This window comes from Rhodoferax sp. GW821-FHT09E07, assembly GCF_059416145.1.
On the sequence record NZ_JBWKOP010000006.1, the window covers coordinates 353,526 to 367,565 of the forward strand.

A 14,040-nucleotide genomic window follows, 5' to 3' on the forward strand; every position below is an offset into this window, starting at 1 on the left:
CATTCAGTTCCAGCAATTGGCCGACTGGCCCGGAGAGTTCACCCAGTAGCGGCCATTGCCGCCGATGCCCGCACCCAGGCGACCCTGCAGCCCCCAGACATCCCCACGTGCTTCGTGGTCGTAGTTCTGGTCGTCCATGTAGTTGCCACCATCGGCAAAGGTAGCCATGCGCCAGCCGGGGCCCAGCTCGCGCTCGCACATCACATTCGCCTTCATCTCGGAATCGATGGTGGCACCCATCACCGCCTGTGTGGCAGCCAGATCACCGCGCGTCCAGCCATTGCCGCTCAGACCGCTGGGTCGGGGCAAGTCGCCCTTCTTGATACACAGCAGCGGCAGCACCATGCGGCAGCTGGTGTCGCCCACCGTGGGGTTGCAGCCACCTTTGTAGGGGCGGTCCAGCGTGGATTCGCCCGCGTCGCACTCCAGGCTGGCCACGTCCTTGGGGTCGTTGTCTTCCAGCGTTGCCGGGCCAAAGGTCATGCCATAGCCGATGGGCTTGTTGCCCACGGGCTCCGGGCTGCTGGCTGCGAGTGCCAGCGGTGCACCGGAGGGGGCCACCGCCATGGGTGGTGTCTTGGGTGATGCGCACTTCTTTAACGCCAAGGGGATCACCAAAATCCCGATCAAGGTCAGCACCAGAACAATCGCACGCGGCATGCACAGCCCTCCCAGGCCCTTTGGAAAAGGGGCTAGTTTACGCTGCCACCTTTTCGGCAAAACCGCGGAAGTTGCCCTTCTTCAGGTGGATCAACAGCAACGAGATGGTGGCGGGTGTGATGCCCGACAGGCGTGACGCCTGACCCAGGGTTTCGGGCCGGTATTTGTTCAGGCGCTGGCGTGCTTCGATACTCAGGGCGCCGACCTGCATGTAGTCCAGCTCCGCCGGTAGGCGCAGGTTTTCGTAATGGGCGGCGCGCTCCACCTCATCCTTCTGGCGGTCGATGTAGCCCGAATACTTGGCGGCAATCTCCACCTGCTCCACCACGGCGGCCACAAAAGCCTCTTGCGCTGCGACTTCCACGCTGAGTGGCACATCCGCGGTTTCACGTGAAACAGGGGGTGCCAGATCGCGGTTGGCGTACTTGCCGTGGTCCAGCGACATCAACGCGGCGTAGCTGATGTTGGGGCGGCGCAGCAGGTCACCCAGGTTGTACTCATGGTCGATGGCCTTGCCCAACACGCGCTCGGATTCCTCGGCCGCCAGATTGCGCGGGTTCACCCAGATGGCCTTCAGGCGCTCTGTTTCACGTGAAACCGCATCGCGCTTGCGGCAGAACGCATCCCAGCGTGCGTTGTCCACCAGGCCCAGCGCCCGGCCCACCGTGGTCAGTCGGTCATCCGCATTGTCCTCACGCAGCTGCAGGCGGAATTCGGCCCGGCTGGTGAACATGCGGTAGGGTTCGGTCACACCCTTGGTGATCAGATCGTCGACCAGCACGCCCAGGTAGGCCTGGTCGCGGCCGGGCAGCCAAGTGTCGCCCGTGTAGCTAGCAGCACCTGCAGCGCTCAGCGCCACATCGCCACCGCCCAGACTGCGCACCTGCAGCGCGGCGTTGATGCCGGCAAACAGGCCCTGGGCCGCTGCCTCTTCATAACCCGTGGTGCCATTGATCTGGCCCGCGAAGAACAGGCCGCCAATCTGGCGAGTCTCAAAGCTGCTTTTCAAGGAGCGTGGATCAAAGTAGTCGTACTCGATGGCGTAGCCAGGGCGCAGGATGTGGGCGTTCTCCAACCCGGCCATGCTGCGCACCAGTTCATACTGGATGTCGAACGGCAGGCTGGTGCTGATGCCGTTGGGGTAGTACTCGTGCGTGGTCAGGCCTTCGGGTTCCAGAAAGATCTGATGGCTGTCCTTGTCGGCAAAGCGGTTGATCTTGTCTTCCACGCTCGGGCAGTAGCGCGGGCCCACGCCCTCGATCTTGCCGGTGAACATAGGGCTGCGGTCAAAGCCGCTGCGGATGATGTCGTGCGTGCGCTCGTTGGTGTGGGTGATCCAGCACGGCACCTGCTGTGGGTGCATGGCCACATTGCCCATGAAGCTGGCCACCGGCATCACGTCGCTCATGCCACCGGGCACACCATCACCGGGTTGCTCAATGCATTTGCTGAAGTCAATGGTGCGGCCATCCAGGCGCGGCGGCGTGCCGGTCTTCAGGCGGCCCTGTGGCAGCTTGAGTTCTTTCAGGCGTGCGGACAAGGACACCGCGGGCGGATCCCCGGCCCGGCCGGCGGCGTAGTTGTTCAGGCCCACGTGGATCTTGCCGTCCAGGAAGGTGCCGGCGGTCAGCACCACGGTCTTGGCGCGAAACTGGATGCCCACCTGCGTCACGGCGCCAACCACGCGGTCACCTTCGATCATCAGGTCGTCCACCGCCTGCTGGAACAGCCAGAGGTTGGGCTGGTTTTCCAGCATGCGGCGGATGACGGCTTTGTAGAGCACCCGGTCGGCCTGGGCACGCGTGGCGCGCACGGCCGGGCCCTTGCTGCTGTTAAGAATACGGAACTGGATGCCCGATTCATCGGTAGCCAGGGCCATCGCACCACCCATGGCATCTACCTCTTTCACCAGGTGGCCCTTGCCAATGCCGCCGATGCTCGGGTTGCAGCTCATCTGGCCCAGGGTTTCGATGTTGTGGGAGAGCAGCAGCGTCTTGCAGCCCATGCGGGCGGCAGCAAGCGCAGCCTCGGTGCCGGCATGGCCGCCGCCAACGACGATGACATCGAAATCTTGTGGGTACAACATGGTGTTCTATTCGGGCGCGCCAAAGACAGGGAGGGTGCGCGTCAAGTGAGGGGGAAGGCGATGATTTTAGCGGGTGCCTGATTTTTTGGCACGCCGGCTTTGGATGGGCCGCGTTGCTGCGGGATTCAACGGACTGTGTACTCTGCGCCGTTCGTGTCCCCCGCCCGCAGCGCGGGCTCCTCCTTGACCTCACTTTGCAGAGCACCCAGCCCACTGAATCCAACGAGGAATTGGCGCTCCCGCATTGAATTGCAAATTCGAGCGGCGGGGGTGGGGTATGCGTTTTACGTAGGTCAAGGAGGAGCCCGCAAAGCGGGCGGGGGACACGAAGCAAAACGCATACCCCACCCCCACCGCGGGCGAACAAAAGAGTCCGGACTTGGCGACAATCCAACCCATGACAAAACTCCTGATCTTCGCGGGCAGCACCCGCCAACACTCCTTCAACCGCCGCCTCGCCCACGTGGCCGCAGCCCTGGCCCGCGAGGCTGGCGCCGAGGTTACCCACCTCGAACTGAGCGACTTCAACATCCCGCTCTACAACGCCGACCTCGAAGCCACAGGCACCCCGGCAGATGTGATTCGCCTCAAGGAAATCATGGATGCGCACCCGGCCTGGATCATCGTCTCGCCCGAGTACAACGGCAGCTACACCGGCCTGATGAAGAACACGCTGGACTGGGCCAGCAGCCCGGTCAAGGGCCACCCGGTGTGGGCGGACGGTGAGAAACCCTTTGCGGGCAAGGTGGTAGGGCTGCTCAGTGCGTCGCCAGGCGCACTGGGAGGTTTGCGCTCACTTAGCCATTTGCAGCCGCTGTTGCTAGCTCTGCACTGCTGGCTCGCGCCCAAACAGTTTGCGCTGGGCTCGGCCGGCAAGGCCTTTGACGATGAAGGCCAGCTCATCGAAGAGCGCCAGCGCCGTGGCGTGCAGACCGTGGTGGACCAGGTGCTCTGGGCGGCCCCGCGCCTGGCCACTTAAGCCAAACAGTTAGCGGGCAGCGCCCAGCTTCTCGAGGCCTGGCAACGACAAAATGTCGATATGCCCATAGCCTAGGGCGAGTACGCCCTCGCGCACCAGGTACTTCAACTCCTTGGCCAGCGTCTGGCGCGTGACGCCCAGCATCATCGCCAAGGCCTCGTGTGAAACGGTGATGATGGTGCGCGCCTGCGGTGCCATGGTAGTGTCGCCGCGCGCCAGGGCCAGCAGGCGGCGGGCCACGCGCGCACGGGTGGAGCGGAGCATGGCATCCTCCACCAAACCGTACAACGCCCGCACGCGCGTACACAGCAGCGCACCAATTCCTTGGGCAAAGCCCGCACGCTGCATCAGCGCAGAAAAGTCGCTGGGCAGGATCAGCAGCACCACGCCTTCGTGCAGCGCCGTCACATCATGGGGTCGGGGCAGGCCATCCAGCAGCGTGGTCTCACCAAACCAGTTGCCCTCCTCCATGATGGAGAGAATGCCCTCGCGCCCATCCTCGCCCAGGCTGGACACCTTGAAGGCGCCCTCCACCACGCCGTAGAAACCACCGGTCGTCTCGCCCTTGTGGTACAGCACATCGCCCGCGCGCACTGGCACCAGCGCCGCTGCCGACAGCATGGCCTTGCGGTCCGCCAGCGGCAGGCTTTCAAACCAAGCGTTCAGCGAGAGCTTGTGCAGCAGCTCGGCTTTTGAGTACCCCATCCATTTCCCCCCGGTGATTACCCTTGATTGTTAATTTTTTAACAGTTTAGAGCTTGGCGCCCGGTTAACGTGGCCAAGTCCCTACAAAATTTCTGGAGATGTCGCATGGCCACCCCCTCAGTGCAATCGCAGGTCAGCCCCGAAGAATGGAAACTGCGTGTGGATCTGGCCGCGTGCTACCGGCTCGTGGCGCTGTATGGCTGGAGCGATCTGGTCTTCACCCACATCAGCGCCCGCATTCCCGGACCGGAGCACCACTTCCTCATCAACCCCTACGGGCTGATGTTTGACGAGATCACCGCCAGCAGCCTGGTCAAGGTGGACCAGCAGTGCAACAAGCTCATCGACTCGCCCTACCCCGTCAACCCGGCTGGCTTTGTGATCCACAGCGCTGTGCACGAGGTGCGCGAGGACGCGGGCTGCGTGATGCACACCCACACGCGTGCCGGCGTGGCCGTCAGTGCGCAAAAGGCCGGCATTCTGCCCATCAGCCAGCAATCCACCTTTGTGCTCGCCTCACTGGCGTACCACGAGTACGAAGGCGTGGCCTTCCGCGACGAAGAGAAGCCCCGCCTGCAGGCGGACCTGGGCCACGCCAACTTTCTGGTGCTGCGCAACCACGGCCTGCTCACCGTGGGCAAGACCATTGCCGATGCGTTCCTCAGCATGTACACGCTGGAGTCCACCTGCCAGATCCAGCTCAGCGCCCAGGCCGGTGGCGAACTGACCCAGGTGAACCCGCAGATTGTAAAAGGCGTGGCCGAGGCCATGCGCGTACAAACCGGCGGCCTGGGCGGCGCCTTTGTCTGGCCCGCCCTGATCCGCAAGCTCAACCGCACCGACCCCAGCTACCAAGATTGACCCCGCGCGGCTGCGGCCGCGCCCACTTAGCTTTTTCCATGCCCTTGCAAGAATTTGATTACATCGTCGTTGGCGGCGGTTCCGCCGGTTGTGTGGTGGCCAGCCGCCTCAGCGAAGACCCCAACGTGACGGTCTGCCTGCTAGAGGCCGGTGGCCCCGACAGCAGCGCCTTCATCCACGCACCGCTAGGCTTCGCGGCCACGGCCCGGCTGGGCATCTTCAACTGGAACTACGAGAGCGTGCCCCAGGCTGGCCTGGGTGGGCGCCGCGGTTTTGCGCCGCGCGGCAAGGTCATGGGTGGCAGCAGCTCGCTCAACGCCATGGTCTACACGCGTGGCAACGCCTACGACTACGACCGCTGGGCGGCCCAGGGCAATACCGGCTGGAGCTATGCCGATGTGCTGCCGCTGTTCAAGCAGTCCGAAAACAACCAGTGCCATGGCGAAAACGCCTACCGCGGCGTGGGTGGACCACTCAATGTGAGCTACCTGCGCAGCCCCAGCAAACTCAACGACGCGTTTTTGCAAGCCTGCGAAACACAGGGCCTGCCCCGCACGCCCGACTACAACGGCGCCAACCAGCTGGGTTGCTCGCCCGCGCAAGTCACCCAGAAAGACGGCGAACGCTGGAGTGCCGCACGCGCCTACATCACGCCCCATCTGGGCCGGCCCAACCTCACCGTCATCACCCACGCACACACCAACAAGGTGCTGTTCGAAGGCACGGGTGAGAACCAGCGCGCCGTGGGCGTGCAATATGCGCGCGACGGCCAGGTGCTGGAAGTGCGCGCCCGGCGCGAGGTGGTGCTGTCCGGCGGCGCCTTTGGCTCGCCCCAGCTGCTCATGCTCTCGGGCGTGGGGCCGGCGGCGCACCTGCGCGAGCACGGCATTCCTGTGCGCCACGCCCTGCCCGGCGTGGGCCAGAACCTGCAAGACCATGTGACCACCGTGCTCATCTACCGCACCCAGCGGGTTGACGCCGCACTGGGCCTGTCCGCCAAGGGCGCCTGGGCGGTGGCCAAGTCGGTGCTGGAATGGCGCAAGCAGCGCACCGGCTGGGTCACCACCAACGTGGCCGAATCGCAAGCCTTTCTGAAAACCAGGCCCGAGGCCGACGCGCCCGACATCCAGCTCGCGCTGTGCACTGGCATCGTGGACGACCACACCCGCAAGACCCACCTGGGCCACGGCTACACGCTGCACGTGACGCTGATGCGCCCCAAGAGCCGCGGCAGCGTGACCCTGCAAAGCGCCAAGCCCACCGACGCGCCGCGCATCGACCCCGCCTACCTGAGCGACCCCGACGACATGGCCACGCTGGTCAAGGGCACGCAGATGGGTTTTGACATCATGCAGGCCCAGCCGCTGGACGCCTACCGCGGCCAGATGCTCTACCCCATCGACCGGAACAACACCGCACAGATCGAGCAGTTCTTGCGCGACCACTCGGACACGGAATACCACCCCAGCGGCACCTGCAAGATGGGCCCCGCCAACGACCCCATGGCCGTGGTGGACCCCGAGCTGCGCGTGCACGGCGTACGCGGCCTGCGTGTGGTGGACGCGTCCATCATGCCCCACCTGGTCACCGGCAACACCAACGCCCCCACCATCATGATTGCGGAAAAAGCGGCGCGCCTGATCCGCGCTGCCGCCTGATGGAACACGGCTAACGCTATCAAAACAGGAGCTGTTGACGATGATTTGACGGGGGCTAGAGTGATTTTTGACGTAGGGCCAGCAGCGCACCCAGCCACAGGGCGCCGGCCGAGAACACCAGCCCCCGCGCCAACCCGCCGGGACCATCGGCAATCCAGCCCACCACCGTAGGGCCAATGATCTGGCCCGCGGCAAACACTGTGGTGAAGGCACTGATGCCCACGGCCCAGGCAGCCGGTGGCAGGTTATGGCGCACCAGCGCCGTGGTGGACGCCACCACCGACAGAAACACCCCGCCAAACAACAGGCCGGAGACCAGCACCATGGGCCACCATTGGGTAAGCGCAGGCAGCACCGTGGCCACACCCAGCAGTGCATTCAGCGTGGCCAGCGGGCGCCCGGTCGGGTACCGGTCCAGCAAGCCAGCCCAGATGCGGCTGGACGCGATGACGGCGACACCCAACAGCGCATAGAACACCGTAACCGCCAGCGCACTGCTGCCCTGCGCGCGCAGGAGCGCCACCACAAAGGTCATGTAGCCAATGTAGCCCACGCCAAACAGCGTGTAGCCCGCCAGCCCGTACCTAAACGCTAGCCAACGGAAATGGCCCTGCGCACCGCTGGCTGCGGCAGGCAGCGCCCAGCGTGCCATCACGCGCGCGGGCCACACCAGCATCGCGCTGGCAGCCATGCAAGCCAGCGCTAGCATCCACCAGGCCCAGCGCCAGCCATGGGTTTGGTGTTGGGTAGCCTCCAGCACCCAGGGCACCAGAAGGGCCGAGGCCACAATGCCCAACCCCGTGCCGCCGTAGTACAGGCCCAGCAACAAGCCCGTATGCCGTGGGTAGCGCGCGCCCAGCCGGGCTGCCAACAGGCCGCCCGCGATGAACACCAGCGCACTGGCCACACCCGCCAGCAGGCGCTGCAACAGCAACGGTTGCGCCTCGGTGAAAAACCCGCTCAGCCCCATGAAGAGACTGGCCAGTACCGCCCCACCCCATAGTAAAGCGGAAGGTCCCAGGCGCCGCATCAGCCACGGGGTGGCCAACGCGCCCACAAAGTAACCCAGTGCATTGGCCGTGTTCATGGCACCGGCCAGCGTGTAGTTCCAGCCCAAGTCGGCGCGCATGGCCGGCAGCAACAGGCCGTAGGCAAAGCGGGTGATGCCCAGCGACACCGCGGCCCCCAGCGACAAGGCCAGGGCCAGCGCCCAGGCCTGGCGATCGGTGGGAGGGTGCGTCACCGGGGCTACCGCCCGCGCCTCAGACACTCAGGCGGAACTGGCGCACCACTTCCGCCAGGCGGCCAGCCTGCTCGCGCAGCGACTCGGCCGCCGCGGCAGACTGCTCCACCAGCGCCGCGTTCTGCTGCGTGGCCTGGTCGATATTGCCCACCGACGCGTTCACCTGGGCAATGCCGGTGGACTGCTCGGTCGCCGCGGTACTGATCTCGCCAATGATGGCGCCCACGCGCTGCACCCCGTCTACCATTTCCTGCATCGCGGCACCGGCCTCTTCCACCAGCTTTACCCCGCCATCCACCGCGGTCACGCTGGTGCTCACCAGCAGCTTGATCTCGTGGGCCGCATCGGCCGAGCGCTTGGCCAGGCTGCGCACCTCGGAAGCCACCACGGCAAAGCCACGGCCCTGCTCTCCCGCACGGGCCGCCTCCACCGCGGCATTCAGCGCGAGGATGTTGGTCTGGAAGGCAATCGAGTCGATCAGGCCAATGATGTCGTTGATCTTGCGGCTGGACGCCGAGATCTCATGCATGCTGCCCACCGCCTGGGTCACCACCTTGCCGCCGCGGGCGGCCAGGGTGGAGGCCGAATCAGACAGCTGGCGCGCGGTCTGCGCGGCACTGGCGGTCTGCTGCACATTGGTGGTCAGGTCAGAGAGCGAGGTCACCGTGTCCTGCACACTGCTGGCCGACTGCTCGGTGCGGTGCGACAGATCCTGGTTGCCCGAGGCAATCTCCTGGCTGGCCAGGGCCACGCTTTCGCTGGCGTTGCGCACCTGCGACACCAGAGCCCCCAGGCCCTCCTGCATGGCCTTTTGCGCCCGTTGCAGGTCGGCCACCTCGTCCTTGCCATCCACGTCCACGCGCTGCGACAGGTCACCCCCGGCAATCGCCTGGGCCAACTGGCGCGCCTGCTCCAGAGGCCGGCAGATGGACAACATGTTCAGGATGGTCAGCGGCACCACCACCACCACGGCCAGCGCCAGCGCGGCAATGAACAGCCATTTGATGGTTTGGCCCACGTTCTGCTGCTTGTGGGTGGCGTCGTTGGCCTCGTTCTGCAGCACTTCTTCGAGTTCGTGCGTCTGCTGCTGCACCTTCTCCACCTCGGCCAGCGCCTTCTGCGCCATGCGGTTGGCCGTCGTCGCGGACTCGTAGCCACTGGTCTTGAGCTGGCTGGCGACGGGTTCCATCAGCTGGACATAGGAGGCCAGGTTGGCCTGCATGCCACGAATCACCTTGTTGTCGCCGTCCTCCAGCAGGTGGCCCGTGATGTCGTTCACCGTCGTCAGGTTGGTCTTCCAGCGCGCATAGGCTTTCTCCACCTCGGCCGGGGTCTCGTAGGCGATGATCATGTCCTTCTCGGCTTGGCGCACGGCGCTGATGGCAGCCTGCAAACGGCCCAGGTGCTGCACGTGGGCAAAGGAGTTGTCCAGAAAGGCGTCGCTCTCGGCCTGGATCTGCGCCATCCCCCACAAACCGCCGGCCCCCACCACCGCCAGCAGGGCCAACACCATGGCAATGGCGCCCAACATGCGCAGCCGAATCGTAAAAAGCCGCATCAGGGACATGGTGTTCATGGTTTGTCTTCCTTTTTTGGGAGTCTAAAAGCTTGCGTGTACCGGGGCAAGCTTACAGGGGCAAGGCCATGGCCGGGATTGGTCACCCCGGGACATGGATATCAACCGGCATCGTGCCAAGTGTGCAGCGCAAGCTGTCATTCGCCCTTGACCCAGGTCAAGGTGCCCCACATCGCTATTGATTTGATAGCTGTGTGCACAACCCCTTCGGGGGCTGGCATAGAATTTCACCCCGAACCTCAGCTTCTTCCCAAACCCCACCATGCGCCTGCATTCCGTCCTCCTGTCCCTTGCCTTGTTGCTCACCACAATGGGGGGGCACGCAGAGGGTGTCTACAAATGGGTGGACGCGGACGGCAAAACCCACTACGGCTCGCAGCCACCCGCAACCGACAAGGGCGCCGAAGCGCTGAAACTGCGCAGCAACAGCGGCTTTGGCGGCGACAACAACGGCAAGGCCCCACCCGCCACCGAATACAACCCCGACGGCACCAAGAAAATTCCCAAGGACGTGCAAGACCTGGCCAAAGGCATGGAAAAGGCCCTGAAAACCAAGGACAGCAAAGAGGTGCCGCTGGACTGCATGAGCGCGGTCAAGAATGCGCAGGACCAGGCCGACACCGCGCTGGAAGTGAGCGCCAAGAACCTGAAAGACGGCTACATCACCCAGGCCGACTACGACAACAACGCGGCCAATCTGCGCCGCGCCAAGGCCCAGACCACCCTGGCCCACTGCCAGTTCTCCACCGGCAAGGACCGCAGCTTCTACCAGTGCATGTCCAACGGCAACAACCACTTCTCGGCCTGCGCCAAATAGGCAGGTCGCGCCAGACCTAGGCGGGTGCGCGCGGCGCCAGCACCATGACCGCCATCCCGGCCAGCGCCAGGCCAGCGCCCACCCAGTCCCACAGCTGGGGACGAATGCCGTCCACCAGCCACAACCAAGCCAGCGCCGTCACCACATAGACCCCGCCGTAGGCCGCGTACACCCGCCCGCTGGCTGCTGGGTGCAGGCTCAGCAACCAGACGAACAACGCCAGTGACAAAGCGGCTGGCAGCAGCACCCACACCGGCGCGCGCTGGTTCAGCCACAGCCAGGGCAGGTAACAGCCCACAATCTCGGCCACCGCGGTGAGCACGTAGAGACCGGTGGTGGTAAGCAGAGGATGCATGCAATTTCCTTGGAAGCCATGGGGAGAAGTGAGGGAATTATTGACCCTGGAGTGCACTCCAGGGCCTAGCATGGGGACCTGTTCCACTGTGTTGAAAGTTTCCCATGACACGTTTCTCCCTGTCTTCCCGCGGTCTGGCCTGGTTTACCGGGGCCGCCTGTGTGGCCTGCTGCACGCTCCCCGTACTGGCTCTGACTTTGGGTTCCACGGCCCTCACCGGCCTGGCCTTTTTTCTGGAGCCTCTGGCCAGCGGCCTGGCCTTGGCCACGGCGGCCCTGCTGGCTTGGCGCGCGTGGCGCAAACGCCAGGCGCCGGCATGCCATCTGGATTGCGCGGACCGCGATGCCCCGCGCTAGGCCACGCAGCCCGGCATGCAGCTGGGCAGGCCGTCCACCGCCGTGCAGTCGCCATCACAAGCACGCTGCACGGCCAGCAGCGTCTGGTGCTGGTGCTTGAGCTGCGCCATCTGGGTTTCCAGCTGCAAGACCTTTTGCGCCAAGCGTGCGGGCAGCGCCGCGCACGAGGGCGCACCGCCCGCTTCACCCAACAGATTGGCAATGTCCTGCAGCGTGAAGCCCGCGTCCTTGAGCTTCTGAATGTGGGCCAGCCGCTGCAGGCTGGCACTGCCGTACACGCGATAGTCGGTGTCCGCGTCGCGGTGCTGGGCCTGCAGCAAGCCGCGCTTCTCGTAGAAGCGGATGGTGTCGCGCGAGACACCGCTGCGTTCTGACAGTTCACCGATCCACATGGCGGGTCTCCGATTGGGGCTGAATCAATGCTCTTATTTTAGGAGCTGCTTTTGCTTATTCCACGGGGGCTAGCAGGTCATTTGACCATCAATCCGGCTTCCAACGCTTGAGCAGCAAGGCGTTGGTCATCACGCTCACCGAGCTCAGCGCCATGGCCGCACCGGCCACCACCGGGCTCAGGTAGCCCAGCGCCGCCAGCGGAATGCCGGCTGCGTTATAGGCGAAGGCCCAAAACAGGTTTTGGCGGATCTTGGCCACCGTGCGGCGACTGATGTCCAGCGCGCCAGCCACCAAGAGCGGGTCCCCGCGCATGAGGGTGATACCAGCGGCGTGCATGGCCACATCGGTTCCGCCGCCATTGGGGTTGGCCATGGCCATGCCGACATCGGCAGCGGCCAGCGCGGGAGCGTCGTTCACGCCATCACCGACCATCGCCACGACTTTTCCACCTGCTTTGAGTTCGGCCACCTTCGCAGCCTTGTCACCGGGCAACACTTCGGCCAGCACGTCTTTCGCCTCCAGCCCCAGGCGCTGTGCCATGGCTTCGGCGGCGCCTCGGTTGTCGCCCGAGATCATGACGGTCTGGATGCCGCGGGCCGTCAGGGTGGCGAGCGCTTCTTTCGCGCCGGGCTTGGGTTCGTCGGCAAAGGCCAGCAGGGCAAGCAGTGTCACACCGCTCTCGGTTTGCTCGGCCATCGCAGACACGGTGGCGCCATCGGCCTGCAGTTGCGCGGCCCGGGCCGTCACAGCAGCCAGATTCACACCCAGCTCGGCCATCCAGCGCAGGCTGCCCAGCAGCAGCGTGCGCCCGGCCACTATGCCCTGCGTGCCACGGCCCGGCACGGCTTGCACATCCGTGGGGGCTTGCACGTCCATCGTCTTGGCCTTGGCAGCCGCCACTACTGCGTGCGCCAGCGGGTGTTCGCTGCCGCTTTGCAGGCTCGCGGCCAGGCGCAAGGCTTCGTCCTCCGCGAAGCCCACGGGAAGAAGTGCGGTCAGGCGCGGCTGGCCCACGGTCAGCGTGCCGGTCTTGTCAAAAGCGACCACGTTCACGGTGTGCGCCAGCTCCAGTGCCTGCGCGTCTTTGATGAGGATGCCGTGCTTCGCCGCCACGCCGGTACCCGCCATGATGGCCGCCGGCGTAGCCAGACCCAACGCGCAGGGACAGGCAATCACCAGCACGGCCACGGCGTGGATCAATGCGACTTCAAAACTGTGGCCGGTCAACCACCAGGCCAGCAGTGTCACCAGCGCAATCACCAGCACCACGGGCACAAACACCGCGCTCACCTGGTCCACCAGCCGCTGGATGGGCGCTTTGGCGGCCTGCGCATCTTCTACGAGGCGGATGATGTGGGACAGCACCGTATCCACCCCCACTGCGCGCACCTGCAGCACCACACGGCCCTCGCCATTGATGCTGCCGCCGGTGAGCTTGGCGCCCACCTCCTTGGTCACGGGGAGCGGTTCGCCGGTCAGCATGGATTCGTCCACCTGCGTGCGGCCTTCTAGCAGCGTGCCGTCCACGGGAAAGCGCTCGCCGGGCTTCACCACGATCTTGTCGCCCACCAACACCTCGGCCACCGGCACATCCACTTCGCCTTCACGCCCCAACAAATGGGCCGTGTCGGGCCGCAGGCTGTGCAACCCGCGGATGGCGGCGGTCGTCTGGCGCTTGGTGCGCGCCTCCAGCCACTTGCCCAGCAGCACCAGCGTCACCACCACGGCACTGCTTTCAAAGTACAGGTGTGGCGCCATGGCCGGCATGCCATGCGCCGAATGGTCTGACGCGGTGAGCCACAGCCACATGGACAGCGCCCAGCCCGCCGAGGTGCCCAGCGCCACCAGCAAATCCATATTGCCGGTGCGCGCCAAGAGCGCATGCCAACCGGCTTTGTAGAAGCGTGCCCCCAGAATGAATTGCACCGGTGTGGCCAGCAAGAATTGCCACAGCGCAGGCAGCATCCAGTCCTTGCCGAACAGATCGCCGAGCATGGGCACCACCAGCGGTGCGCACAGCGCCAGGCCTATGCCTACCGGCCCAAAACCGGCCCAGGGCGACACATCCACCGCGTCAATCGCCGCGCTGGGCGCCAGTGGTTCATAGCCCGCATCGCGCACCGCGCGGCGCAGGCGGGCTTCCAGGCCCGCGTCGCTCACCTGCACACGCGCCGACTCGGTCGCCAGATTCACCGTGGCGTTCTCCACGCCGGGTACTTTCTTTAGCGCTTTTTCGACCCGCATCACACACGATGCGCAGGTCATGCCGCCAATGCCGATATCGATGGTCGCGGGGGATGCAGTTTCAGTAGTCATGGCAAGAGCTTAGGCCTTGCCATGGGGGGAAGGTC

General features: G+C 65.1%; 13 protein-coding genes. 5 read left to right on the plus strand and 8 right to left on the minus strand.

Features of this window, described 5'->3' with window-relative positions; translation table 11 throughout:
• Positions 1 to 3 precede the first annotated feature (3 nt).
• Both AC07OE_RS14200 and mnmG read right to left on the minus strand, forming a co-directional pair.
• Positions 4 to 660 (minus strand): hypothetical protein, encoded by a 657-nt coding sequence (locus AC07OE_RS14200; RefSeq protein WP_495071220.1) that lies wholly within the window; start codon positions 658 to 660, stop codon positions 4 to 6.
• A gap of 37 nt (positions 661 to 697) precedes the next feature.
• Entirely contained in the window at positions 698 to 2,746 is a 2,049-nt protein-coding gene (gene mnmG / locus AC07OE_RS14205; RefSeq protein WP_495071221.1) for a tRNA uridine-5-carboxymethylaminomethyl(34) synthesis enzyme MnmG, read from the minus strand.
• A gap of 397 nt (positions 2,747 to 3,143) precedes the next feature.
• Between mnmG and AC07OE_RS14210 the strand changes: the two genes are divergently transcribed.
• Positions 3,144 to 3,725, plus strand: coding sequence for an NADPH-dependent FMN reductase (locus AC07OE_RS14210; protein ID WP_495071222.1), 582 nt, complete (start codon positions 3,144 to 3,146; stop codon positions 3,723 to 3,725).
• A 9-nt stretch (positions 3,726 to 3,734) separates the two neighbouring features.
• On the opposite strand, the gene AC07OE_RS14215 is transcribed toward AC07OE_RS14210, so the two are convergent.
• Positions 3,735 to 4,430 (minus strand): Crp/Fnr family transcriptional regulator, encoded by a 696-nt coding sequence (locus tag AC07OE_RS14215; protein ID WP_495071223.1) that lies wholly within the window; start codon positions 4,428 to 4,430, stop codon positions 3,735 to 3,737.
• A gap of 105 nt (positions 4,431 to 4,535) precedes the next feature.
• Between AC07OE_RS14215 and AC07OE_RS14220 the strand changes: the two genes are divergently transcribed.
• Both AC07OE_RS14220 and AC07OE_RS14225 read left to right on the plus strand, forming a co-directional pair.
• Positions 4,536 to 5,291, plus strand: coding sequence for a class II aldolase/adducin family protein (locus AC07OE_RS14220; RefSeq protein ID WP_495071224.1), 756 nt, complete (start codon positions 4,536 to 4,538; stop codon positions 5,289 to 5,291).
• Between the two features lie 38 nt (positions 5,292 to 5,329).
• Positions 5,330 to 6,949, plus strand: coding sequence for a GMC family oxidoreductase (locus AC07OE_RS14225; RefSeq protein WP_495071225.1), 1,620 nt, complete (start codon positions 5,330 to 5,332; stop codon positions 6,947 to 6,949).
• A gap of 55 nt (positions 6,950 to 7,004) precedes the next feature.
• Here AC07OE_RS14225 and AC07OE_RS14230 read toward each other — a convergent pair whose 3' ends face one another.
• On the minus strand, positions 7,005 to 8,192 hold the full coding sequence (locus tag AC07OE_RS14230; protein WP_495071226.1) for a YbfB/YjiJ family MFS transporter: 1,188 nt from the start codon (positions 8,190 to 8,192) through the stop codon (positions 7,005 to 7,007).
• A 19-nt stretch (positions 8,193 to 8,211) separates the two neighbouring features.
• Positions 8,212 to 9,768 carry a methyl-accepting chemotaxis protein gene (locus AC07OE_RS14235; protein WP_495071227.1) on the minus strand — a complete coding sequence of 519 codons (1,557 nt, stop codon included), beginning with the start codon at positions 9,766 to 9,768 and terminating at the stop codon, positions 8,212 to 8,214.
• Between the two features lie 262 nt (positions 9,769 to 10,030).
• Between AC07OE_RS14235 and AC07OE_RS14240 the strand changes: the two genes are divergently transcribed.
• Positions 10,031 to 10,585, plus strand: coding sequence for a DUF4124 domain-containing protein (locus tag AC07OE_RS14240; protein ID WP_495071228.1), 555 nt, complete (start codon positions 10,031 to 10,033; stop codon positions 10,583 to 10,585).
• Positions 10,586 to 10,601: 16 nt separating this feature from the next.
• On the opposite strand, the gene AC07OE_RS14245 is transcribed toward AC07OE_RS14240, so the two are convergent.
• Entirely contained in the window at positions 10,602 to 10,940 is a 339-nt protein-coding gene (locus tag AC07OE_RS14245; protein WP_495071229.1) for a YnfA family protein, read from the minus strand.
• A 104-nt stretch (positions 10,941 to 11,044) separates the two neighbouring features.
• On the opposite strand from AC07OE_RS14245, the gene AC07OE_RS14250 reads away from it, so the two are divergent.
• The gene (locus tag AC07OE_RS14250) at positions 11,045 to 11,296 is read left to right on the plus strand and encodes a hypothetical protein (protein WP_495071230.1); all 252 of its coding nucleotides are present in this window, start codon (positions 11,045 to 11,047) and stop codon (positions 11,294 to 11,296) included.
• Here AC07OE_RS14250 and AC07OE_RS14255 read toward each other — a convergent pair.
• On the minus strand, positions 11,293 to 11,688 hold the full coding sequence (locus tag AC07OE_RS14255; protein WP_495071231.1) for a MerR family transcriptional regulator: 396 nt from the start codon (positions 11,686 to 11,688) through the stop codon (positions 11,293 to 11,295). The two genes, AC07OE_RS14250 and AC07OE_RS14255, sit on opposite strands and share 4 nt — an antisense overlap.
• Before the next feature lie 88 nt (positions 11,689 to 11,776).
• Positions 11,777 to 14,005, minus strand: a complete 2,229-nt coding sequence (locus AC07OE_RS14260; protein ID WP_495071232.1) for a heavy metal translocating P-type ATPase — start codon at positions 14,003 to 14,005, stop codon at positions 11,777 to 11,779.
• Positions 14,006 to 14,040 lie beyond the last annotated feature (35 nt).